The organism is Bradyrhizobium guangdongense (assembly GCF_004114975.1).
GTDB classification, from domain to species: Bacteria; Pseudomonadota; Alphaproteobacteria; order Rhizobiales; family Xanthobacteraceae; genus Bradyrhizobium; species Bradyrhizobium guangdongense.
Map to the genome: position 1 here is coordinate 3,308,881 of NZ_CP030051.1, position 21,449 is coordinate 3,330,329.

Here is a 21,449-nt window from a genome sequence, read left to right on the forward strand (position 1 = left end):
CGCCTACAGCTCCTTCTTGATGTCGACGATGCGTGACATCATGGTGATGATCAGGAATGTGATGACGAGCAGGATCACGGCATTGGCGGCTGCGGCCGGGAATTGCAGTGCGTTGACCCGCGTCTCGATGATCTTGCCGGCGGCGGCGATCTGCTGGCCGCCCATCACGCCGATGGTGATGAAGTCGCCCATGACGATCGTGATGACGAAGATCGAGCCGATCACGATGCCGGGTTTTGCCAGCGGAACGACCACGTTGACCAGCGTCTGAAGGCCGGTGGCACCGGCGTCATAGGCCGCCTCGATCAGCGACTTGTCGATGCGGATCATGGAATTGAAGATCGGCACCACCATGAAGAAGGTGAACAGGTGCACCAGCGCCAGCACCACGGAGAATTCGGAGAACAACAGCCATTCCACCGGCTGGTTGATCAGGCCCGTCTTCATCAAGCCGGAGTTGACGAGGCCATTGCGCCCGAGCAGCGGGATCCAAGCGATCATGCGGATCACGTTGGAGGTCCAGAACGGGATCGTGCAAAGCAACGACAGTCCCATCTGCCAGGTCTTGGACTTGACGTGGAAGGCAAGGAAATAGGCGACCCAGAAGCCGATGAAGAGCGTGATGGCCCAGACCAGGAAGCACAGCTTGAGCGTCTTCAGATAGGTCTTTGCGATGGTGCAGAGATCGGGAAGCTGCGCGATGCAGCCTTCGAACGTGTCGGTGTAGCCGCGGCCCGAAAAGGCCGGCAGCAGCTGATATTCGTTGTAGTCCCAGAACGAGACGATGACGACGAAGACGAGCGGAATCAGGAAGAAGGCGAGAAACACCAGCATCATCGGCCCGGCCTGAAGCCAGGAGACGAAAGAGGGCGACAGGCGCGCCGCTCTCGCCGGGCGCGCCGTGTCCGATCCCCGGACGAGGTCCGGGGATGCCTGTTGCAGGATGTTGTCGGACGTATCCATCACGCGGCGATGAACTCGTTCCACTTGCGGACCATGTAGTCGTTCTCGTCCATCACAGCATTCCAGCACGCGACCGCGCCCATGCGGTCCTCGTAGGAGCCGCCGTCGCGCACCGCGCCGGCTTTCTCCAGCAGCGAGCCGTCCGGCGCCTTGATGTCCTTCTCGGCCGGCTTGCCTTCCATCCAGTACGCCCACTCGTAAGGCTCCATGTTCGCCTTCGCGGTAGAGAGCACGGCCGAGTAGTAGCCCTGGCGGTTCAGGTAAGCGCCGGCATAGCCTGAGAGGAACCAGTTCACGAACTCGTAGGCCCAGTCGAGCTTCGGACCCGAGACGCCCTTCGAAACGCAGAAGCCGGAGGCCCAGGAGCGATAGCCTTCCTTGAGCGGCTGGAAGGTGCAGGCGATGCCCATCGAGCGCACCTTCGTCACTGCCGGCGACCACATCGACTGGATCACGGTCTCGCCTGAGGCCATCAGGTTGACGCTCTCGTTGAAATCCTTCCAGAAGGCGCGGAACTGGCCGGCCTTCTTCGCCTCCGTCATCACCTTCATGGTGAGATCGATCTCCTCCTTGGTCATGTTGCCCTTGTCGGCATATTTGTACTTGCCGGTGGCTTCCACGACCATCGCGGCGTCCATGATGCCGATCGACGGGATGTTGAGGATCGAGGCCTTGCCCTTGAATTCAGGGTTGAGCAGCTCGGACCAAGAGCTGATCGGGCGCTTGATCAGGTCGGGGCGGATGCCGAGCGTGTCGGCATTGTAGACGGTGGGGATCAGCGTGACGAACTCGGTCGCCGAGGTCGCGAACTTCTTGGAGTCCTTGCCCTCGAGATAGAGCACCTTCCAAGGCGCGGTGCCCTGGCCGCCGATCTTCTTGCCGCCGGGCGTCTCGCCCTTGGTGAACACCGGCGTGATGTTGTCGAATTCCTTGATCTTCTTGGCGTCGAGGGCAAGGATGTTGCCCGACGGCACCAGCTTCTTCAGCGAGAAATATTCGGTATCCAGCACGTCGAAGGAGTTCGGCTGGGTCATCACGCGTTTGGTGACGTCGTCGGTGGTCGCGGTGATGTATTCGATCTTGATGCCGGTGTCCTTCAGGCACTGCTTGGAGATGTCGTCGCCTTCGTTCACGGCGGTGCCGAGATAGCGCAGCACCTTCGGCTCGGCCGACATGACGTAGGGGAAGCCGGTGATGGCGCCGGAGCCGGCGGCGAGGCCCGCGAGACCTGCGGTGCCCTTGAGTAGCGTGCGGCGGCTGACGCCTGAAGTCTTGGTCGTCTCGGTCATTCCAGTCACTCCTCTGTGTTGCGCATTTTCTGTGATGACGGCGCTATTGCAGGCGTTGCGCCTTGGCGGGATCCCAGGTCGCCAGCACGCGATCGCCCGGACGGAACGGGTGGACGTCGAAGGTGGCTTCGGGAACGTGCGAGAAGAGGGCGGTGCCGTCCTCGAGCGTGAGCGAGACGGCGATGTAGGAGCCCTGGTACTCGGTCTGGGTCAGCAGCGCCGGCGCGCCGAAGGCGCCGTCAGTGAACGGCACGATGCCGAGCTGATCGGCGCGCACAGCGATGAGGTTGCCGGCGTCGCTGAGGACGTTGTGACCGCCGATGAAGCGCGCCACGAATTCGGTTCGGGGGTGGTGGAAGATGTCGCGCGCCGAGCCCTGCTGCTCGATCCTGCCCTGGTTCATCACCACGATGTGGTCGGCGAGCGCCATAGCCTCTTCCTGGCCGTGGGTAACCTGGATGAAGCTGATGCCGAGCTCGCGCTGCAGCCGCTTGAGCTCGCCCCGCATCTTGACCCGCAGGAACGGATCGAGTGCCGACAGCGGTTCGTCGAGCAGGAGGATCTGCGGCTCGGTGATCAGCGCGCGGGCGAGCGCGACACGCTGCTGCTGGCCGCCGGAGAGTTGTGCCGGAAGCCGAGCGGCGTAGGGGGTCATTGCGACCAGCTCTAGCAGCTCGCCGGCGCGTTTGTGCCGCGTCGGCTTGTCGACGCCGCGCATTTTCAGGGCAAACGCAACATTGTCGAGCACGGAGAGGTGCGGAAACAGCGCGTAGGACTGGAACATCATCGCCGTGCCGCGCTTGGCGGGCTCGAGATCGGTGACGTTCTGCGCGCCGAGGATGATGTCGCCCTCGCTGACCGCCTCGTGGCCGGCGATCATGCGCAAGGTCGAGGTTTTGCCGCAGCCGGACGGGCCGAGCAGGCAGCAATAGGTGCCGGCGGGGATCTTCAGATTGATGGTGTCGACCGCCATAGTCGTGTCGTAGCGCTTGGTGACGGCGACCAGTTCGAGAGCGGCGGGAGTGGCCATGGCGTGTCCGCGAGAGGGGCGATGCTGCGCCTCTCTCCGCAAGGTCCGTGCCAACGGCGCCAAAATTGTCGAACTCGAAAACTGTGCAGCGGAGTCAGTCCGTTAGTTCGAATCCGGCGCGTTTGTGCGGCGCATGGGGCGCGCGGGACATGCACACGAAATGGGCGAAGATTGTATAAAGTTTCGCCTGTGATTGGATACAACTGGTCGACTACCATCCGAGCTCGAACCTTGATCGAGCCCTCAAACCCGCCCCTTCGAACTGATGGCCGCGAAACCCCGCCAAAAATCCGATGCGCCCGACGTGAGCGATCGAGTAATCAAGATCAGGGAGGGCGTGAGCGCGGCGATCTTCGAGCATCGTCTGCTGCCGGGTACCAAGCTTGGCGAGGACGAGATCGGCGAGATCTATGGCGCGAGCCGCACCTTGGTGCGCACCGCGCTGCAGCAGCTTGCGCATGAGGGCATCGTCAACATCGAGAAGAACCGCGGCGCCTTCGTTGCCCGACCGACGCCGGCGGACGCCCGCGAGGTCTTCGAGGCGCGGCGGCTGATCGAGCCCACCATCGTCGATCATGCAGTCGACTTCGTCTCGCCGGCCTGGATCGAACGCCTGCAGCAACATCTCACGCAAGAGCGCGAGGCCGAGCTGCGCGGCGATGCGCGCGCCTCGGTCCGACTCTCCGGCGAGTTTCACCGGCTCGTCGCCGAGATGAGTGGCCACAGCATCTATCTCGGTTTCCTGAAGGAGCTGATCGCGCGCTCCTCGCTGATCATCCTGCTCTATCGCCGTCACGACACGCCCGCCTGCGGCACCGAACATCACGCCGAGATCGTCACCGCGATCCGCGAGGGCGACAGGGAGGCCGCGCGCGTGCAGATGCTGTCGCATCTGAACGAGATCGAAGCCGAGCTTTTCTTGAAGGATCCCGCCGCCGACGAGCTGCGGCTCGCGGACGTGCTGGGCGCATGACGCCGCTCGCGGACCGCTCGATCCTATCGTCTCGCGCGCGCTTTCGCTGAACGGGCGCGCCTCTGTTTTTCGGGCTGTCGCGCAGCGGCCGGATTACGCTCATATGCGGCGAGAAACACGTTGATGCCGCCCTCGATCAGGGCACGATGCTGGGCTTCGCTCGGCGCGCTCATGGACAATGCCCATTTCAGGATTTCCTTGCCCTGGATCAGGCTGAGAAATTGCGTCGCCGCGAGCTTGATGTCTGGAATCTTGACGAGCTGCTGCGCTTGCGCCGCGCGCAGGAAGGCGCCGACCTCGGCGTCGCAGCGCTCCGGTCCTGCTTTCATGAAGACGTCGGCCACGCGCGGATAGCGGGAGGCGCATGACATGATCAACCTGTGCATCGCCAGCCCGCGCTGGTCGAGAAAGCCTTCGAGGAACGTCCTTGCGATCGTGCGCAGTCCCTTCCTGAGATCGATCGGCTCGCCGTTATCCTGCCACAGGGTCTTCGGTCCGAATCGGTGGCATTCATCGATCACCAGCGCCAGCAGCAGGTCGTCCTTGTCGTCGAAATGAACGTAGAGCGTCGCCTTCGACACGCCGGCCTGACGTGCGATCGCGTCCATGCTCGTGGTGTCGAAGCCGGATTCGAGAAACAGTTCGCGCGCGGCGTCGAGAATCTGGCGGGGCTTGGCCTTGGCGCGCGTGGGTTCGCCGACGTCGATCCGAGGCGAGGCCCGTCGTGTTTGCGGCTTTTGGGCGGCAGCAGTCATGTTCTGCAATTCTTCACGGCTTGACATTTTCCTGACTCTAGCAACATACATCACCGCGATAGAAAACTAAACGGTTTAGTTCTGTGACATCTGACCATCCCGGCCCGCGCCGGCGCAGGCGCTCCGTCCTGGCGGGCCGGCCGGGCAAGGCACTTTCCCGGGCGGGCGCGCTCCTTCCGGCTGTTCTGCTTGCGTCCTGTGCTGTAGGCCCGGACTTCGTCGCGCCCGCGAGCCCGGGCGTCGAAGGTTTCACCCCTCAGCGTCCCGCGGCGACGACCAGCGCTCCGGTTGCAGGCGGCAACGCGCAGGGCTTTGCGTCCGGCAGCGACGTGTCCGCGTATTGGTGGACGCTGTTTCGATCGAAGCAGCTCAGCGCCTTCGTCGGGGAAGCTGTTCGCAATCACCCCGACGTCAAGGCGGCCGAACTCGCGCTGCGCAACGCGCGGGAGAACGTGCTGGCGCAGCAGGGGAGCCTGTTTCCGCAGTTGACGGCGAACGGATCGGCCGAGCGCGATCGGGCGTCGACCTCCGAGTCAGGCCAATGGCCGGCGCAGGCCTCGACCTACACGCTCTATGGCGCCTCGGTCAGCGTCTCCTATGCTCTCGACCTCTGGGGCGGCACGCGGCGGCAAGTCGAAGCCCTGCAGGCGCAGTCCGAGTACCAGGCCTTCAAGCTCGAGGCGACCTATCTGACGCTGACGGCCAACGTGGTCACCGCCGCGATCACGGACGCCTCGCTGCGCGATCAAATCAGCGCGACCGAGGAGATCATCAAGGCCGAGGCGGATCAGCTCGCGCGCATCCAGCACCAGTTCGATATCGGTGCGATCTCGAAATCGGACGTGCTGTCGCAGGAGGCAACGCTCGCTCAAGCGAAGGCGACGCTGGCCCCGCTTCAGAAACAATTGGCACAGCAGCGCGACCAGCTGATGGCGTATCTCGGGCGGCTGCCGAGCCAGGACCGTGGTGAGCATGTCAGGCTCGTCGACCTGCGCCTTCCGGGTCGGCTGCCCCTGTCATTGCCGTCGGCACTGGTGCGGCAGCGTCCTGACATCAGGCAGGCTGAAGCGACGCTGCATCAGGCGACCGCGACCGTCGGCGTCGGTATCGCCAACCTGCTGCCGCAGCTCACGCTGTCCGCCAGCTATGGCGCGAGCGGTCCCGAGCGGCTGTTCTCGCCCGACACCATCGTCTGGAGTGCGGCCTCCAGCGTCAGCCAGAAGATATTCGACGGCGGAACGCTCTACCACACCAAGGAAGCCGACGTCGCCGCGTTCGAGCAGAATCTCGCGCTTTACAAGAGCGCGGTGGTGACCGCCTTCCAGAACGTTGCGGATTCGCTGCGTGCGGTCCAGTACGACGCCGCGACGTTGAAGGCGCAGGCCGCAGCGGAGAAGGCCACTGCGGACAGCCTGGCGATGGCAGTCGAGCAGTTCAAGACCGGCGCCGTCCCCTATGCCAACATCATCAACGCCCAGCAATCCTATCTCAATGCGCGCGTATCGCGCATCAAGGCGCAGGCGACGCGCTTCACCGATACGGCCGCGCTGTTCCAGTCGCTCGGCGGCGGCTGGTGGAATCGGACGGACGAAACCCCCGACGCGCTGCCGCGCGTCGATCCCGGCTATTTCGCCGGCTCCGACAAGAAAACCCAGGACGCAATGCGATGATCAAACGCATGACTATCATGCTGGGCGGGATGGCCATCCTGTTCGGCGGCCTCTACGGCTTTCAGACCTTCAAGGACATGATGATCAGGAAGGCGATCGGCGGCATGGCTAATCCGCCGCAGACCGTGTCGACCGTGGTCGCCGCCAACGCACCATGGCAAACCACCTTGAGTGCGGTCGGCTCGCTGCGGGCAGTGAATGGCGCCGATCTCGCGCTTCAGGTTGCCGGCATCGTCCAGGGCATCCAGTTCTCTTCCGGCGAAAGCGTCGCGGCGGGGCAGCCTCTGCTGTCGCTGGTCGCAACCGACGACGTCGCCAAACTCAACTCGCTGCAAGCGACCGCCGAGAACTACGCGATCGTGCTCAAGCGCGACGAGGAGCAGATCAAGTTCTCCGCGGTCAGCCAGGCGACGCTCGACGGCGACAAGGCCAATCTGAAGAACGCGCAGGCCCTGGTCGATCAGCAGAAGGCGGTGGTCGAGCAAAAGACGCTGAAGGCGCCGTTTGCCGGCCGGCTCGGCATTCGCGCCGTCGATCTCGGTCAGTATTTGAGCGCCGGTACCACCATCGTCACCCTTCAGAGCCTCGATCCGATCTATGTCGACTTCTACCTGCCGCAGCAGGCGCTGGCGTCGATCAGCATCAACCAGGACGTCACGATCTCGGTCGACGCGTTTCCGGGCGAGCGCTTTACCGGGCAGATCACGGCGATCAATGCCAAGGTCGATTCGACGAGCCGTAACGTCCAGGTCCGCGCCACCCTGCGCAACGGCGAGGCACGGCTGCTGCCGGGCATGTTCGCGAAGGTCGAGATCGCCGTCGGAAAGCCGGAGCAGGTGGTGACCGTGCCGCTGACCGCGATCGTCAACAATTCCTATGGCGATCTCGTCTATTTGGTCGATAACCTTCACGACGGGCAGGGCATCGCGCGCCAGATGTTCGTCAAGACCAGGTCGCCGAAGGGGGACCGCATCGCGGTGACCGAAGGCGTCAGTCCGGGCGAGACGGTGGTGATCGCGGGCCAGCTCAAGCTGCGCAACGGCAGCCCGGTGAAGGTCGACAATTCCCACGTGCCGGTCGCGGAAGCCGCGCCGGACATCGTCGATCAATAGACCCGGCCACGAGCACGAGCAGGCAGCCAAAAGCGATGCGTTTCACCGATATCTTCATCCGCCGCCCGGTCCTGGCGTTGGTCGTCAGCGCCTTGATCCTGGTGCTCGGGCTGCGTTCGATGTCGACGCTGTCGATCCTGCAATATCCGCGGACCCAGAATGCGATCGTCACGGTGTCGACGGCCTACGCAGGCGCGGATTCCGACATCATCGCCGGCTTCATCACGACGCCGCTGGAGAACGCCATCGCGCAGGCGAACGGCATCGACTACATGACGTCGAGCAGCGTCACCGGCACCAGCACGATCACGGTCAATCTGCGGCTGAACTACGATTCCGGCAAGGCGATGACGGAGATCAATGCCAAAGTCAGTTCCGTCCTCAACCAGTTTCCGAGCGGCACGCAGCAGCCGACGCTGACGCTCAAGGTCGGCCAGACCATCGACGCCATGTATATCGGCTTCGCCAGCGAAGTCCTGGCGCCGAACCAGATCACCGACTACCTCACGCGCGTGGTGCAGCCGCGGCTTCAGGCGGTCCCGGGCGTGCAGACGGCGGAGTTGCTGGGCGCCAAGAAGTTCGCGCTACGTGCCTGGCTCGATCCCGACAAGCTCGCGGCCTACGGCCTGACTGCGAGCGACGTCTCGACCGCGCTGTCCGGTAACGACTACATCTCGGGCCTCGGTGCCACCAAAGGCCGGCTGGTGCAGGTGGATCTGGCGGCCTCGACCAATCTGCATTCGCTGGAGCAGTACCGCAATCTGGTGATCAAGAGCGCTAACGGCGCCATCATCCGCTTGCGCGACGTGGCGAACGTGACGCTCGGCAACGACGATTACGACAGCGAGACGAGGTTCAACGGCAAGACCGCGGTTTATATCGGCATCCAGGCGGCGCCGACGGCCAATCTGCTCGACGTCATCAACGGGGTGAAAGCGGTGCTGCCCGACATCAAGACGCAGTTGCCGAACGGTCTCGTCGGCGAGGTGCTCTATGATTCCACCGATTTCGTGAACTCTTCGATCAGCGAGGTCGTCCATTCGCTGCTGGAAGCGGTGTTGATCGTGATCGTCGTGGTCTTCATGTTCCTGGGCTCATGGCGATCGGTGCTGATCCCCGTGATCGCGATTCCGCTGTCGCTGATCGGCACGTTCGGCCTGATGCTGTTGATGGGCTTTTCGATCAACCTGTTGACCCTGCTGGCGCTCGTCCTCGCCATCGGATTGGTCGTGGACGATGCCATCATCGTGGTCGAGAGCGTGCACCGGCTGATCGACGAGCGTGTGGCGCCGGTCGAAGCCGCCATCCAGTCGGCGCGCGCGCTGGCGAGCCCGATCATTGCGATGACCGTGGTCCTGATCGCCGTCTACGTGCCCGTCGGTTTCCAGGGCGGCCTCACCGGTGCGCTGTTCACCGAATTCGCCTTCACCCTCGCCGGCGCCGTGACGGTGTCGGCGGTGATCGCGCTGACGTTGTCGCCGATGAACTGCGCCTGGCTCCTGCGCCGGACTGAACGCGAAGCGACCGATTGGGAGGCGCGCCTGGTGCGCCGGATCGATCATGTGCTGGAATGGCTCTCCGGCGCCTATCGCCGTCGGCTCGAGGCCGTTTTCAAGATGAAGCCGGTCGTGGCCGTTTTTGCGCTGCTGCTGCTCGCCGGCATTCCCTGGCTCTACGCGAGCTCGACCAGCGAGCTTGCGCCGGACGAAGACCAGGGCGTCGTCCTCTCGCTGACCACGGCGGCGCCCTCGGCGACGCTTCAGCAGCGGCAGTTCTACGGCAAGCAGCTCTACGACCTAGTGGCCAACAGACCGGAAACGAAGACCGTGTTCCAGATCGACACCTCGACCCAGGTGATCGGTGGCTGGGTGCTCAAGCCTTGGGACCAGCGCAGTCTCACCACCAAGACGCTTCAGCCGGATTTCCAGAACCTGCTCAACACCATCGCCGGTACCCGCTCCGTTGCGTTTCAGCCCTCGCCGCTGCCGGGCAGCAACGGGCTGCCGATCCAGTTCGTCATCGGCACGACCGGATCGTTCAACGAACTCGACGAGGTCTCGCGCAATTTCATGACGGAGGCGATCAAGAGCGGCCAGTTCATCTTCCTCGACACCGACCTGAAGGTGGACAAGCCGCAGACCATGGTCATGTTCGATCGCGACAAGGCCGGCGATCTCGGCCTCAAGATGAGCGATGTCGGCGGAGCGCTCGCTACCATGCTGGGCGGCAATTATCTCGATTACTTCAGCCTTGACGGACGCTCCTACAAGGTGATCCCGCAAGCGCGGCAGAACGATCGCCTCACGGCCGGTCAATTGCTCGGCTACTACATCCGCGCCAGCGACAATTCGATGGTGCCTTTGTCGACGATCGCCCATCTCGACAACAAGACGGTTCCCCAATCGCGCAATCACTTCCAGCAGATCAATGCCGCGACGATCTCCGGCGTCGCCATGCCGAATGTGTCCATGGGAAGCGCTCTCGCGACGCTCAAGCAATTGGCGAAGTCATTGCCGGCCGGCTATTCGGTCGATTTCGGCGGCGCCTCGCGGCAGCTCGAGCAGGAATCGGGCGGCTTCGTCACCACTTTCGCCTTCGCCGTGATCATCATCTTCCTGGCGCTGGCGGCGCTGTTCAACAGCTTCCTCGATCCGGTCATCATCCTGGTGTCGGTCCCGATGTCGCTCGCGGGTGCGCTGATCTTCATCAGTCTCGGCCTCGGCGGCGCGAGCCTCAACATCTATACCCAGGTCGGGCTGCTCACGCTGATGGGCCTCGTCAGCAAGCACGGCATCCTGATGGTCGAGGTCGCCAACGAACTGCGCGCGGCCGGCAAGGATGTGACCGAGGCCATCGTCGAGGCCGCGGCGATCCGGCTGCGGCCGATCCTGATGACCACTGCGGCGATGGTGCTCGGCGTCGTTCCGCTGATCACGGCGAGCGGCGCAGGGGCGGTGTCGCGCTACAATATGGGCCTCGTGATCGCAACCGGATTGTCGATCGGCACGCTGTTCACGCTGTTCGTGGTGCCGGTTGCCTACGCGCTGATCGCGCGGCCGGCTCCGCTCCAAGCCCACGCGGCCGCGGCCTAGGCTCTCAAAAGGTTGCGCCCAGCCATTGGGGGATGGCTGGGCGCGCGCGAACCGGTCTGGGACGGGGAGGGGTGGGGATGTGACCGGGTCGCGTAACTCGTCCTCTGTTGACTACTGATCTCTGGCGCTGGCGGTGGAGACCGCCGGCTTGGTGTCGCCGAGCGAAACCCAGACGTTGGGATCGCTCTGCGATTGGCGCTTGACGAAGCGGTAGCCGGTCTCCGTCCAGGCAACGACGCTCTCGTTCTGATTGTCGAGAACGAACTCGCCCTTGTCGGTCTTCACCGTGAGCACCGCGTGGCCTTCGCCTTTCTTGTCGCGCACGACCGTGATGAGCAGGGCCTCGCGCGGCCAACCCGCATCCATCAGCATCTTGCGCTTCAACAGCACGTAGTCTTCACAGTCGCCGTAGCCATCGGTCGGCAGCGACCACTTCTCGACCACGCCCCAGTGGTCCTGGTCCGTCAAAGGCTTGATGGTCTCGTTGACCCAGCGATTGACCTTGACGAGGTCGCGCCACGCGGTCTGCGACATCACGATGTCGCGCGGCTGTGTCGGCCCGCCCTGACACTGAGCGGCATTCTCTGCGCAAAACTCGACCCAGCCGATCGGCGCACGCGTGGTATCGCCGAGGCTCGCGTAGAGCAGACGGCTTTCACCGGCCTGCGCTGCCGCGCTGATCCCGAAGAGCATGGCAGCAAGTGCCAGTGCCTTCCCCTGTCCCCTGAAATCCAACATTGCGGCCCCCGTTTTTTGTTGGGACCACATTGCGCACGGAGCTTTTGAGTTGCCGCTAAGTCAGCCAAGTCAAGTCGAGTCGAATGCAAGTAAAAGGCGCAGCGAATTCGATCTATACTTGAATCGAATTTGAATAAAATTTGAGAAGACTGCAATTGATTCAAATTGTAGCGATTAACGCGGGAACGCTGACGGAACTGTCAATTCTGCGCTGGGAAGGCCGTGCGTTAACCCGCTTGAGGCTGCAGCCGGACGCAAAAAGACGGCGTCCGCATCGCGGAGGCCGCCTTCGAGGCTGGAAATCCAGGGGGGCTGGTGCGCTTTCGCTTTACCGCGCGGTAACGCTCTCTTCGAGTGTCTCGATCGGCTGCTCGTGCATGAACTCGAGGGCGAAGCCGTCTTCGAGGTTTCGGACCACGCGGCCCTGGACCCGGCCGAGCAGAACGATCGATTTCAGCGGCGGCCGGTTCTCGGCGGCAATAGCGGCGCCCGACAGCGAGAGGTCGATGATGCGGCAGGTCATCTTGGTGCCGTCCTCGAGCGTCAGCACGGCGATCGGGTTGCGCGGCACGATACGGTCGTGACGGCGGTCCTCCGGCAGATTGAGGATGTCGCGGTTGGCGAGCCAGGTCAGCTGGGCCGCGAGCTTGTCGCGCTTGCGCGGCGTCGCCCCGACCGTCATGGCGAAGCCGTTGTCGATGATCCGGGTGATCTTGCCCTCGACCCGCCCGATATGGTCGAGATAGGCGACCACGCGGTCGCCGACATTGCCGATGCCGGGCGCCAGCAGCGCGAGCCCGCCGGGCGACATGTTGATCACCTGGCAGGGGAATTCACGGCGATCCGGCAGCATGTAACGGCCGAGCAGGTGCACCTTCACCCGCTGGAAACGCCGGCGTTCCTCGGTGGCCGGAAGAAATTTTTTGTTCGCCAACGCCATTTTCACTACCCGACCCCCCGCCCGGGCGGAGTCCGGCACGACCGTAAGGTGCATAGGGTTAATGCCGCGTTATGATTTGGCGCGGCGAATACATACCGACACAATGCGTTCAAAAAGCCACAACGGCGGCCGGGCCGCCCCTAGGCTTTCCTGGTTGCGCGCCCATAAAGTAGGCAGAGCAGTGCCAGCAGCACCGCGGCCGACAACCCCAGCGACCAGTGGATGCCGATCGCCGCCCCGACGACGCCGACGGTGATGCCGCTGAACGCCCGCATGCCGAGCCCGGCCATATTATAGAGGCCGACGACGCGGCCGCGGATGTCGGACGGGGCGCTGAGCTGCACCAGCGCCTGCGCCATGGTGTTGAACGACAATTCGAAGAAGCCGGCACAGAACAGCAGCACGATCGCGACCGGATAGATCCGCACCGATGCAAAGCCGAGCAGCGCGACGCTCCAGAGCATCGCGAGCGTGATCGCGGTGCGCGGCGTGCCTTTCAGCCGTCCCCAGGATTCCAGCGCGATGCCGGCAAGCAGCGCGCCGGCGGCGTCGGCCGCAAGCAGCACGCTGTAGGACACACCGGGATCGCCGTGGCCGAGATCGCCGGCAAAGCCCGGCATCTGCGCGTGATAGGCGTTGCCGATCATGAAGGAGGTGAGCCCGGCGAGCCAGGTCATGGCCGTCAGCACCGGCTGGGTGCCGATGGCGCGAATGGTCATCAGGATGTCGGCGAAGCCGCGCACCGCGAAGCGTCGCGCAGCGAGGCTCTTGTCGCGCACGGGCGCCCAGAACAGCCAGAGCAGCATCGGCAGATAGAACAGCGTGTTGAAGATGATGCCGTGCGGACTGCCGAGCGTCAGCATGATCAGGCCGCCCACCGCAGGACCCACCAGGATGCCGAGATAGCGCGCCATCGCGTTCAGCCGCACCGCGCTCGGGAGATCGGCAGGGCCGACCAGGTCGTAGAGCAGCAGCTGGTTCGGCGTCTGCCACAGCACGCCGGCGCAGCCGTGGATCACCAGCAGCAGCATCGCGTGCCACATCTGGATGCTGTCAGTGATGAAGAAGAATCCCCATCCGCTTGATGCCGTGATGAACAGCAGCATGCCACACTGGATGATGCGGCGCGGGTCGAACCGGTCGGCGAGTCCGCCGACCGCGACGGAGAACAGCAGGAACGGCAGCCAGTGCGACAGCACGGCAAAGCCGCCCAGCGTCGGCGAGTGGAATTTCTGGAACACCACCCAGTAGCTGATCACATGCTCGATATTGTCGGCCATCATCGCCAACACATAGGCGATGAACTGAAGCCGGTAGGGCACGGACTTCATCGCCGCGAACGATCCGGACGCGGCCACGGGATTTTGCGGAAGGGGATTCAAGCGGGCACCACAGGTAGGATGTTTGCGGCCTTACACGTTCGCTGCAGGCGGCTCAAGATACTAGAGTGTGCCTGAACAGCAGCCATGCAATGTCGCAACATACTCCACCGTCATCCTGAGGTGGGCGCTCTTGCGCGCCTCGAAGGATGGGCCGCAAGCGCGCCGGTGGCCCATCCTTCGAGGCTCCCATAGGGATGCCGATGCATCGCAAGGGGAGCACCTCAGGATGATGATGGAGTTTGTGGCAGGTTGCGGGACTGCGCCTTGGCACGATCGCGCATCTCACATACGCTCAGCTTCAGCCCGCACCATGCATCATAACAGACGGGCATTGAGGAAACAGCAATGGACCAGATCCGCGTATGCACCCACGCCGGACCGGGCACCGAGCCCGTCATCCGCACCGTGCCGTGGCCGAAGGTCGGTGCGAAGGGCGCGCTGATCAAGATCGGCGCGTGCGGCGTCTGCGGCACCGACTTGCATATCCTGAAAGGTCACTGGCCGAAGCCGTTGCCCTGGCCGTTCACGCTGGGACATGAGCTCGGCGGCGTCATCGTCGAATGCGGCGACGAATTCACCGAGGACTTCATGAGCAAGCCGCTCCAGGTCGGATCGAAAGTGATGATCCCGCCGCTGATGCCCTGCGGCCGCTGCTATTACTGTATCCACTATCCGCAAACCGCCAACAAATGCCTGACGCCTGTTTATTACGGCCGCTATCTCGGCTTCGACAAGGCGCCGCACATGTGGGGCGGCTGGGCCGAATATGTCTATGTCGATCTCGACATGCTGCCGGGCACCAAGATCTACAGATTGCCCGACGACATGTCGCTGCGCCTGGGCGCGCTGTCGGAGCCGCTGACCTCCTGCATCCGCGCCTTCAACCGCGCCACGCGGGCCGGTGGTTTCAGCTGGGGCGATACGGTCGTGATCCAGGGCTCTGGTCCGATCGGCATTCTGGCGGTCGCGGCGGCAAGAGAGATGGGGGCAGGGCGCGTGATCTGCGTCGGTGCGCCGGAGGAGCCGCGGCTGAAGCTCGCGCGCGAGTTCGGTGCGGAGGCGACGGTCAACATCGAGGAGTTGAAATCGCCGCAGCAGCGTATCGCGCGGGTCCGCGAGATCGTCGGCGGCTTCGGCGCCGATCTCGTGATGGATTGCTCGGGTCATCCGACCGCCGGCCCCGAAGGCATCGAGATGCTGCGCGACGGCGGCACCTATGTCGAGATGGGCCAGTTCACCGACGCCGGCTCGATCGACACGTCCTGGCATCGCATCTGCACCAAGGACCTCAACGTGCTGGGATCCTGGGGCTTCACCGGCAACGATCTTCCGCTCGGCGTCGACATGCTCTACCGCACGGCGAACAAATATCCCTGGCTGAAGATGCAGACGATCTATCCGTTCACGGAAGAGGGCGTTGCGCAGGCGGTGAAGGACGCGATGGCGATGAAGACGGTGAAGTCGACGATCGTGCCCTGGCCGGAATTGGTGGAGTGAGATCGTAGCCCGGATGGAGCGCAAGCGTAGTCCGGGGCTGCCGCTCCCGCATTTCGCGCCACTCCATGCGGGCTACGTGCTGCGGCTCCGGCGGGCCCGAACCGAATGCCCCGAAAGTTCCACAGGGAATCCGCGATTGATCCACGCGGTGGTGAAACTTAGGCCCATGTTCCGGCTTTCAGTTCACGGGAGAGAAAAACATCGTGAAGCGGATTCTGAGACCCATCACCTACGTCCTGGCGGCCGTCTACTTCCTGGTAGATGCGGTGTTCATGGCCGTGGCAATGCCGATCTCGCGCTGGTTGGCGCGGCGTTTCGAGTTCAAGCGGCTGCGCGCCTGGATCAGATCGCTGCCGCCTTATCCCTCGCTCGCGCTGTTTTCCGTGCCTGTGATCATCCTGGAGCCGATCAAGCCGGTGGCCGCGTATCTCGTCGCGACCGGCCAGTTCCTGAGCGGTGTGGCGGCGTTCATTGGCTGCGAATTGCTGAAGTTGGTGCTGGTCGAGCGCCTGTTCCATCTCACGCGTGACAAGCTGATGCGGATTCCAGCGTTCGCCTGGGTGTATGGTAAGTTCACGGAGATGAGGGCGTGGCTGCAGGCAACCGAGGCCTGGCGTGCCATCCGGGCTTTGAGCCGCGCAGCGAAAGATTATGTCCTGCGGCTCAGAACAAGGCTTACTGGCAGCGTCAGCAGACTGGTGACGTCAAGGGATTAGACCCGCAGCTCGGCAGCCTTCACCACGCTCGCGCCGACGACCTTCGTCCCCTCGAGCTCGCGCACGATGCGTTCGTCCGGCCCGACGATGCCGAGATCGAACTCGTGCTCCGGCGTAATCAGGATCATGCGCTGGCCGACGATGACGACGACCGTCATGTCATTGCGCTCGCCCTCGGCGGCCCAGGCGCGGATGTCGGTGGCGTAGGGCTCCTTGCGCCAGGCATTGGGCAAGCCCGGGTCGCAGCGGACTTCGACGCCGTCCTCGGATGTGGTCAGGACGAGCTTTGAAAGGTTCGGCTTCCAGCATTCGTCCAGGAGATCGCTGACGAGCCAGAGGCAGCTGAAGCTTTCGCATTCGGCAGGCCGGCCGGCATAGATCGCGCAGCCGCGGCCGGGCTTGCAATGTGCGCACCAGGTGCCCGCCGGCTTGGTAAGCGCCTCGATGGCCATCACCTTGCAGCAAAGCGTGCAGTCGCCGCAGTGCCGTTCACCTGATGTGGTCATACATGCGTCCCCAGCACGTCCGATGTCGCGCATTCTAGGCGAGATGACCGCGAAAATCCGCCGTTTCTGATCAAAAGCGCGCTAAAACGCGCTGACGAGCCTCCCGGGCCTGTTCACCCTGTCGCCAATGCCATGCATCAAAGGCATGGTGATTTGGCCGCTGCTGGCGTAAAGAGCGTCCAAATCAAGATCATCATGGGTGTGAGCGGGCCTATTGCTGTGATTGCAGCGTCAGGCCCTCGGTTTTCCATTCTGCGCCCCGACCAATAAGGTTTTCCACTCCGTGTCCTTTCCGGCCCTCACCCCGCCGCTCGCCCGTGCCCTGGCTGAGCGCAATTATGATTCACCGACTCCGGTCCAACTTGCCGTGCTCGGCGAGGATGCGATCGACCGCGATCTCCTGGTCTCCGCCCAGACCGGCTCGGGCAAGACGGTCGCTTACGGCTTGGCCATGGCCAAGGACCTGCTCGGTGATGCCGAGCGGTTCGGGCAGGCCGCAGCACCGCTCGCGCTGATCGTCGCGCCGACCCGCGAGCTCGCCTTGCAGGTCCAGCGCGAGCTCACCTGGCTCTACGAGCTTGCTGGGGCGCGCGTCGTCTCCTGCGTCGGCGGCATGGACCCGCGCCGCGAGCAGCGCGAGCTTGCCGCGGGCGCCCATATCGTCGTCGGCACGCCCGGCCGGCTGTGCGATCATCTGCGCCGCGGCCGCCTCGACATCTCGGAATTGAAGGTCGTCGTCCTCGATGAGGCCGACGAGATGCTCAATCTCGGCTTTCGCGAGGACATGGAGTTCATCCTCGAGACCACGCCGGAGACGCGCCGCACGCTGCTGTTCTCGGCGACGTTCCCGCGCGGCATCGTCGCACTCGCCAAGCAGTATCAGCAGGACGCGTTCCGGATCGAGGTCGCGGGCGACGAGGGCGGTCACGCCGATATCGAGTACCGCGCCATCCGGGTCGCGCCCGGTGATGTCGAGCATGCGGCCGTCAACGTGCTGCGCTTCTACGAGGCGCCGAGCGCGCTGGTGTTCTGCAACACCCGCGATGCCGTCAGGCATTTGCAGGCGGCGCTGCTCGAGCGCGGCTTCTCCGTGGTCGCTCTGTCGGGCGAGTTGACGCAGAACGAGCGCACCTTGGCGCTCCAGTCGCTCAGGGACGGGCGCGCCCGCGTTTGCGTCGCGACCGACGTTGCGGCCCGCGGCATCGACTTGCCGAGCCTCGACCTCGTCATTCACGCAGATCTGCCCAACGACCCTGAAGTGATGCAGCATCGCTCCGGCCGCACCGGGCGCGCGGGCCGGAAGGGCGTCAGCGTCCTGCTGGTGGCGCCTGTACGACGCCGGCGCGCGGAGGTTTTGCTGAATTTGTCCGGAATCGAAGCGAACTGGGGTACGGCGCCGCAGGCGGATGAGATTCGCAAGCTCGATCATGAGCGCATGAAGGACGTGCTGTTCACCGAGGAGACGACTGCCGACGATCTCGAACTGGCGAAGGCCCTGCTGGCCGAGCGGCCGGCCGAGGAGATCGCGGCGGCGCTGGCGCGGCTCTATCGCGCGCGGCTGCCGTCGCCGGAAGACATCATCGATCCCGGCGAGGATCGCGGACGGCGCGAGAGTCGTCATCGCGAGGATCGCGCATCCCGTGGCGAGGACCGCTCCGAGCGGCCCCGTGCCAAACCAGGGAAGGGATCGTCGAAGCATGTCATGGCGGAGCCCACCGTCTGGTTCCGGGCCGCCATCGGCCGCCGCAAGAATGCGGAGGCACGCTGGCTACTGCCGATGATCTGCCGCCGCGGCGGCATCGACAAGCGCGACATCGGGGCGATCAAGATCATGGACACTACCACCGAGTTCGAGATCTCCGAGCGCGTCGCGGAGGCCTTCGCCGTCAAGGTCAAGCGTCCGGACAAGGAAGACAGTATCCGCATCGAGCCGATGACGGGTGCGCTGCAAGACCATGCTGCCGTGGGCAAGCCGGCACGCGTGCCGCGGCGCGATGAACGCGACGACGACCACGTCGTGCGCCGCAGCGACGATCCCTGGAACGAGCCGAAGCAGTACGACGCGCCGCGGAGAAAGCCCGACGCCAAGCATCAGGGCAAGCCGCACGCCAAGCCGTATGCCAAGCCTCACGTCAAGTCTCACGAGGGCGGCAAGTTCGGCAAGCCGGCGTTCGGCAAGAAGAACAAGACATCAGGTAACAAATCCGGTGACTCCAAATATGCGCCGTCGGTCACCGAATGGCCGGGCGCGCCGGGCAAGAAAGGCAAGAAGAAGCGCCGCGGCTGACTGATGCGGCGAGCACAGACGGCAATGATGCCGCCGGATTGCACCGGCGACATCATCTGAAAAGTCAGCCAGGGCTTAGCGGCCGCCGCCACCACCACCACCGCCTCCGCCGCCACCACCGCCGCCGCCGGCATCACGCATCGCGGAGCTGTAGCGAGGGTCCGACTGCTTCATGTAGGTCGGGGATGTGTCACGGCTGACGCGAACGACGGGGCGCCGTCCAGGTCCCGGTTCTTGCAGGTTGATGATGCCGCAGCTTTCGAACAAGCCGGCATCGCAACCATAGGTGCGGAACTGCACCGCATTGGCACTGGTTGCGGTGAACGCGCTCGTCACAGCGAATGCAAGCAAAGCAACGCCAGGCAATGTGAGTTTCATGGCAATTCTCCAGCCTCAATTTGGCGAGACCGGAATGGCTCGCACAGGTCTTCGACGGGAGCCGGTCGAAACCGGTTCGAGGCCTGGCTTCACGCCCGCGTGAGGCGGGGGCAGGGAAGACCGTTATTTGCCGAGCTCGCGCAGCATGTAGGTCGCGCTCGCGCCATAGGACGACAGTTTGTCGCGCAGAGCCGCGTCCGGTGCGACGGCGTGGAAGCCAAGACGCTCCCACAGCACGCGCGTGCCGTAGACCGAGACCAGCGCCAGCGTCGCGATGCCTGATGATCGAGCGAGCTCCCCGATCTCCGTGACATAAGCGCGCGCAGCGCCGCCGCGGTGGTCGGGCAGCACGGCGACGTCGTGGATGTAGAGGCAGTCCGCGCCGTCGGGCAATCGGCCGAGAAAATAGTCGAGCGGCGGGACCTGATGCCGCATCCAGGGATGCGCGAGAGCGTAGCCTGCGATCTCGCCGCCTGTGGCCAGCACACGGCAACCGCGCGGATAGAGCCGCATCTTCTCGGCGAATATTTCGGGGCGCTCGGCGAGATCGGGATGAATCCGTGCCGCGATCGTGCAGATCGCTTCGAGGTCTCCAGCGTGCGCGTGGCGCCAGTGCGGCTTGCTCATGTCGGCTGCTTCGTACATCGGACGCAATTTATTCCATCGCGTTGACGCGCACAGACAAAAATATCTTTGCGAGCTTTCGAGGAATAGTGCGCGCGGTGCGGCGTCCTACCCATGCAAGTCAATTTTGCAAGCCCATTGCCTGACAGGAGACATCATGACGACATCCTCGATCCGCCTCGCGCTGACGCTGCTCACGTCACTCGCTCTCACCAGTGCTGCGTTTGCGGCGCCGCCAACCAAGACCGGCAAGACCGACAAGGGCAGCGTGCTCACCGACGCCAAGGGCATGTCGCTCTACACCTTCGACAAGGACATGGACGGCAAGTCGGCCTGCAACGGTCCGTGTGCGACAAATTGGCCGGCGCTGAAGGCGGAGGCCAGCGACACGCCCGGCGACGGCTACACGATCATCACCCGCGACGACGGCTCCAAGCAATGGGCCCACAAGGGCAAGCCGCTCTATACGTTTGCCAAGGACACCAAGCCCGGCGACATCACCGGCGACGGCTTTTTGAACGGCGCCTGGCATCTGGCGATGCCGTGAGCGCGATGGGCGAGGCCGCCTACCGCAGCCCCTCATAGACCATCAGCCCGCGTGCGATCTGCAGCTTGCGGATCGCGCGCGGCAGCAATTTCTCCGGCTGGTGCAGATAGCGCCAGGAGGTGACGGTGAAGGCTGAAAGCGCGCCGCATTCGTCGTCGAACGGCGCGAGCACGCCGGTCAAGCTCACCGGCGTGTGCGGGCGCGCGTTGAAGGGCAGCAGCAGCAGCTCGAGATGAGCCTTGCTGCCGTCCTCGCGCAACGCCGTGACGCCGGCGATGGCACCTAACGTCTCGTCGGCGACGACGGTTGCGATTTCCTCGATCTCGCTGCGGCTCGCATCGGTGAACAATGCGGCAAAGCCCTGGTCCTTGAGATCGCAGCCGGCGAGGGCGCAGACGCGGGTGCCGGCGACGCGGAACGGAAAGCCTGTCTTCGGCTCGCAGGACAGCACGAAGATGTCGCCCAGCAGCTCGCGCACGGCGGCCGGGTCGATGTCGGCCCGATCAGGAGCCCGTGCGCTGCCGCGCTTCTTGTCCCAATACGCGAAGAACGCGCGGCTCGATGGATGTTTCATGATTGACGCTCACCCCTCGGCGCAACCTCATGGGACAAACCTGTCCCGCTTCAGCGCACCCGAGATCTCCTTGATGTTGTGCAGGAGAGGAATTGCAGCGTCCATGCCGCAGGGGCGTTTTCGGCACCTCGGGCGCCGCCTTTGCTGCGTTAACGTTAAATTAACTATGCGCTTTCGCTCCGCGTCGGCCTTGTTATGGTGATCGCGGTCGCAAGCCCCGCCGCTTTCATCCAGGTTCTCGGCGAGGCCTGTACACGGGCGTCAAACAGTTTGGTCACTGGCCGCGGGGAGGGGTGGGGATACTCCTGTTCCTCCGCAGTGTCAGGAAGATCGACACGGACAGGCGGGGCTTTCCCAGGGCTCCGCCTTTTCCTTT

General features: G+C 64.0%; 19 protein-coding genes. 8 read left to right on the forward strand and 11 right to left on the reverse strand.

Going from position 1 to position 21,449, the window contains the following annotated elements:
• Positions 1-3: 3 nt before the first annotated feature.
• From X265_RS15725 to X265_RS15735, 3 genes are read right to left on the reverse strand one after another with little or no spacing between them, the layout of a single operon-like run.
• Positions 4-963, reverse strand: a complete 960-nt coding sequence (locus tag X265_RS15725) for an ABC transporter permease (RefSeq protein WP_128969284.1) — start codon at positions 961-963, stop codon at positions 4-6.
• Positions 963-2,252 carry an ABC transporter substrate-binding protein gene (locus X265_RS15730; protein ID WP_128965637.1) on the reverse strand — a complete coding sequence of 430 codons (1,290 nt, stop codon included), beginning with the start codon at positions 2,250-2,252 and terminating at the stop codon, positions 963-965. Before X265_RS15730 ends, X265_RS15725 begins: the two co-directional genes overlap by 1 nt.
• A gap of 43 nt (positions 2,253-2,295) precedes the next feature.
• Positions 2,296-3,282, reverse strand: coding sequence for an ABC transporter ATP-binding protein (locus X265_RS15735; protein WP_128965638.1), 987 nt, complete (start codon positions 3,280-3,282; stop codon positions 2,296-2,298).
• 265 nt (positions 3,283-3,547) lie between these two features.
• Here X265_RS15735 and X265_RS15740 point away from each other — a divergent pair, with 265 nt between their 5' ends.
• Positions 3,548-4,255 carry a GntR family transcriptional regulator gene (locus X265_RS15740; protein WP_128965639.1) on the forward strand — a complete coding sequence of 236 codons (708 nt, stop codon included), beginning with the start codon at positions 3,548-3,550 and terminating at the stop codon, positions 4,253-4,255.
• A gap of 23 nt (positions 4,256-4,278) precedes the next feature.
• Here X265_RS15740 and X265_RS15745 read toward each other — a convergent pair whose 3' ends face one another.
• On the reverse strand, positions 4,279-5,037 hold the full coding sequence (locus tag X265_RS15745) for a TetR/AcrR family transcriptional regulator (RefSeq protein WP_244659316.1): 759 nt from the start codon (positions 5,035-5,037) through the stop codon (positions 4,279-4,281).
• Positions 5,038-5,138: 101 nt separating this feature from the next.
• Here X265_RS15745 and X265_RS15750 point away from each other — a divergent pair, with 101 nt between their 5' ends.
• Genes X265_RS15750 through X265_RS15760 form a run of 3 tightly spaced genes read left to right on the forward strand, consistent with a single transcriptional unit; the run spans position 5,139 to position 10,884 of the window.
• Positions 5,139-6,680, forward strand: coding sequence for an efflux transporter outer membrane subunit (locus X265_RS15750; RefSeq protein WP_128969286.1), 1,542 nt, complete (start codon positions 5,139-5,141; stop codon positions 6,678-6,680).
• Positions 6,677-7,792: an efflux RND transporter periplasmic adaptor subunit gene (locus X265_RS15755; protein WP_430648586.1), complete on the forward strand. Its 1,116-nt coding sequence runs from the start codon at positions 6,677-6,679 to the stop codon at positions 7,790-7,792. The genes X265_RS15750 and X265_RS15755 overlap by 4 nt, the downstream gene beginning before the upstream one ends.
• A 35-nt stretch (positions 7,793-7,827) precedes the next feature.
• Positions 7,828-10,884, forward strand: coding sequence for an efflux RND transporter permease subunit (locus X265_RS15760; RefSeq protein WP_128965640.1), 3,057 nt, complete (start codon positions 7,828-7,830; stop codon positions 10,882-10,884).
• Positions 10,885-10,995: 111 nt separating this feature from the next.
• Here the strand turns inward: X265_RS15760 and X265_RS15765 are convergent, their stop codons facing one another.
• The 3 genes from X265_RS15765 to X265_RS15775 form a co-directional block, all read right to left on the reverse strand.
• Positions 10,996-11,622, reverse strand: a complete 627-nt coding sequence (locus X265_RS15765) for a transglutaminase-like cysteine peptidase (RefSeq protein WP_164938615.1) — start codon at positions 11,620-11,622, stop codon at positions 10,996-10,998.
• Positions 11,623-11,950: 328 nt separating this feature from the next.
• Positions 11,951-12,562 carry a PilZ domain-containing protein gene (locus X265_RS15770; protein WP_128965642.1) on the reverse strand — a complete coding sequence of 204 codons (612 nt, stop codon included), beginning with the start codon at positions 12,560-12,562 and terminating at the stop codon, positions 11,951-11,953.
• 140 nt (positions 12,563-12,702) lie between these two features.
• Positions 12,703-13,893: an MFS transporter gene (locus X265_RS15775; RefSeq protein WP_164939009.1), complete on the reverse strand. Its 1,191-nt coding sequence runs from the start codon at positions 13,891-13,893 to the stop codon at positions 12,703-12,705.
• Positions 13,894-14,289: 396 nt separating this feature from the next.
• Between X265_RS15775 and X265_RS15780 the strand changes: the two genes are divergently transcribed.
• On the forward strand, positions 14,290-15,441 hold the full coding sequence (locus X265_RS15780; RefSeq protein ID WP_128965644.1) for a zinc-binding dehydrogenase: 1,152 nt from the start codon (positions 14,290-14,292) through the stop codon (positions 15,439-15,441).
• 203 nt (positions 15,442-15,644) lie between these two features.
• Positions 15,645-16,157, forward strand: coding sequence for a hypothetical protein (locus X265_RS15785; RefSeq protein ID WP_128965645.1), 513 nt, complete (start codon positions 15,645-15,647; stop codon positions 16,155-16,157).
• Here the strand turns inward: X265_RS15785 and X265_RS15790 are convergent.
• The gene (locus tag X265_RS15790; RefSeq protein ID WP_128965646.1) at positions 16,154-16,663 is read right to left on the reverse strand and encodes a hypothetical protein; all 510 of its coding nucleotides are present in this window, start codon (positions 16,661-16,663) and stop codon (positions 16,154-16,156) included. The two genes, X265_RS15785 and X265_RS15790, sit on opposite strands and share 4 nt — an antisense overlap.
• A gap of 283 nt (positions 16,664-16,946) precedes the next feature.
• On the opposite strand from X265_RS15790, the gene X265_RS15795 reads away from it, so the two are divergent.
• Positions 16,947-18,950, forward strand: a complete 2,004-nt coding sequence (locus tag X265_RS15795) for a DEAD/DEAH box helicase (protein ID WP_128965647.1) — start codon at positions 16,947-16,949, stop codon at positions 18,948-18,950.
• Between the two features lie 75 nt (positions 18,951-19,025).
• Here the strand turns inward: X265_RS15795 and X265_RS15800 are convergent, their stop codons facing one another.
• Both X265_RS15800 and X265_RS15805 read right to left on the reverse strand, forming a co-directional pair.
• Entirely contained in the window at positions 19,026-19,328 is a 303-nt protein-coding gene (locus X265_RS15800; protein WP_128965648.1) for a hypothetical protein, read from the reverse strand.
• 123 nt (positions 19,329-19,451) lie between these two features.
• Positions 19,452-19,955, reverse strand: coding sequence for a GNAT family N-acetyltransferase (locus X265_RS15805; RefSeq protein WP_128969288.1), 504 nt, complete (start codon positions 19,953-19,955; stop codon positions 19,452-19,454).
• A 154-nt stretch (positions 19,956-20,109) separates the two neighbouring features.
• On the opposite strand from X265_RS15805, the gene X265_RS15810 reads away from it, so the two are divergent.
• Entirely contained in the window at positions 20,110-20,499 is a 390-nt protein-coding gene (locus X265_RS15810; protein WP_128965649.1) for a COG4315 family predicted lipoprotein, read from the forward strand.
• A 19-nt stretch (positions 20,500-20,518) separates the two neighbouring features.
• Here X265_RS15810 and X265_RS15815 read toward each other — a convergent pair whose 3' ends face one another.
• Complete coding sequence (locus tag X265_RS15815) at positions 20,519-21,073, reverse strand: PAS domain-containing protein (protein ID WP_128965650.1); 555 nt, start codon at positions 21,071-21,073, stop codon at positions 20,519-20,521.
• Positions 21,074-21,449 lie beyond the last annotated feature (376 nt).

What these genes read in the sequence shown, in the direction of transcription:
- X265_RS15725 (WP_128969284.1), bottom strand. Translation starts at nt 963, where the DNA reads ATGGATACGTCCGACAACATCCTGCAACAGGCATCCCCGGACCTCGTC.
- X265_RS15730 (WP_128965637.1), bottom strand. Translation starts at nt 2,252, where the DNA reads ATGACCGAGACGACCAAGACTTCAGGCGTCAGCCGCCGCACGCTACTC.
- X265_RS15735 (WP_128965638.1), bottom strand. Translation starts at nt 3,282, where the DNA reads ATGGCCACTCCCGCCGCTCTCGAACTGGTCGCCGTCACCAAGCGCTAC.
- X265_RS15740 (WP_128965639.1), top strand. Translation starts at nt 3,548, where the DNA reads ATGGCCGCGAAACCCCGCCAAAAATCCGATGCGCCCGACGTGAGCGAT.
- X265_RS15745 (WP_244659316.1), bottom strand. Translation starts at nt 5,037, where the DNA reads ATGTCAAGCCGTGAAGAATTGCAGAACATGACTGCTGCCGCCCAAAAG.
- X265_RS15755 (WP_430648586.1), top strand. Translation starts at nt 6,677, where the DNA reads ATGATCAAACGCATGACTATCATGCTGGGCGGGATGGCCATCCTGTTC.
- X265_RS15760 (WP_128965640.1), top strand. Translation starts at nt 7,828, where the DNA reads ATGCGTTTCACCGATATCTTCATCCGCCGCCCGGTCCTGGCGTTGGTC.
- X265_RS15765 (WP_164938615.1), bottom strand. Translation starts at nt 11,622, where the DNA reads ATGTTGGATTTCAGGGGACAGGGGAAGGCACTGGCACTTGCTGCCATG.
- X265_RS15770 (WP_128965642.1), bottom strand. Translation starts at nt 12,562, where the DNA reads ATGGCGTTGGCGAACAAAAAATTTCTTCCGGCCACCGAGGAACGCCGG.
- X265_RS15775 (WP_164939009.1), bottom strand. Translation starts at nt 13,893, where the DNA reads ATGAAGTCCGTGCCCTACCGGCTTCAGTTCATCGCCTATGTGTTGGCG.
- X265_RS15780 (WP_128965644.1), top strand. Translation starts at nt 14,290, where the DNA reads ATGGACCAGATCCGCGTATGCACCCACGCCGGACCGGGCACCGAGCCC.
- X265_RS15790 (WP_128965646.1), bottom strand. Translation starts at nt 16,663, where the DNA reads ATGACCACATCAGGTGAACGGCACTGCGGCGACTGCACGCTTTGCTGC.
- X265_RS15800 (WP_128965648.1), bottom strand. Translation starts at nt 19,328, where the DNA reads ATGAAACTCACATTGCCTGGCGTTGCTTTGCTTGCATTCGCTGTGACG.
- X265_RS15805 (WP_128969288.1), bottom strand. Translation starts at nt 19,955, where the DNA reads ATGAGCAAGCCGCACTGGCGCCACGCGCACGCTGGAGACCTCGAAGCG.
- X265_RS15810 (WP_128965649.1), top strand. Translation starts at nt 20,110, where the DNA reads ATGACGACATCCTCGATCCGCCTCGCGCTGACGCTGCTCACGTCACTC.
- X265_RS15815 (WP_128965650.1), bottom strand. Translation starts at nt 21,073, where the DNA reads ATGAAACATCCATCGAGCCGCGCGTTCTTCGCGTATTGGGACAAGAAG.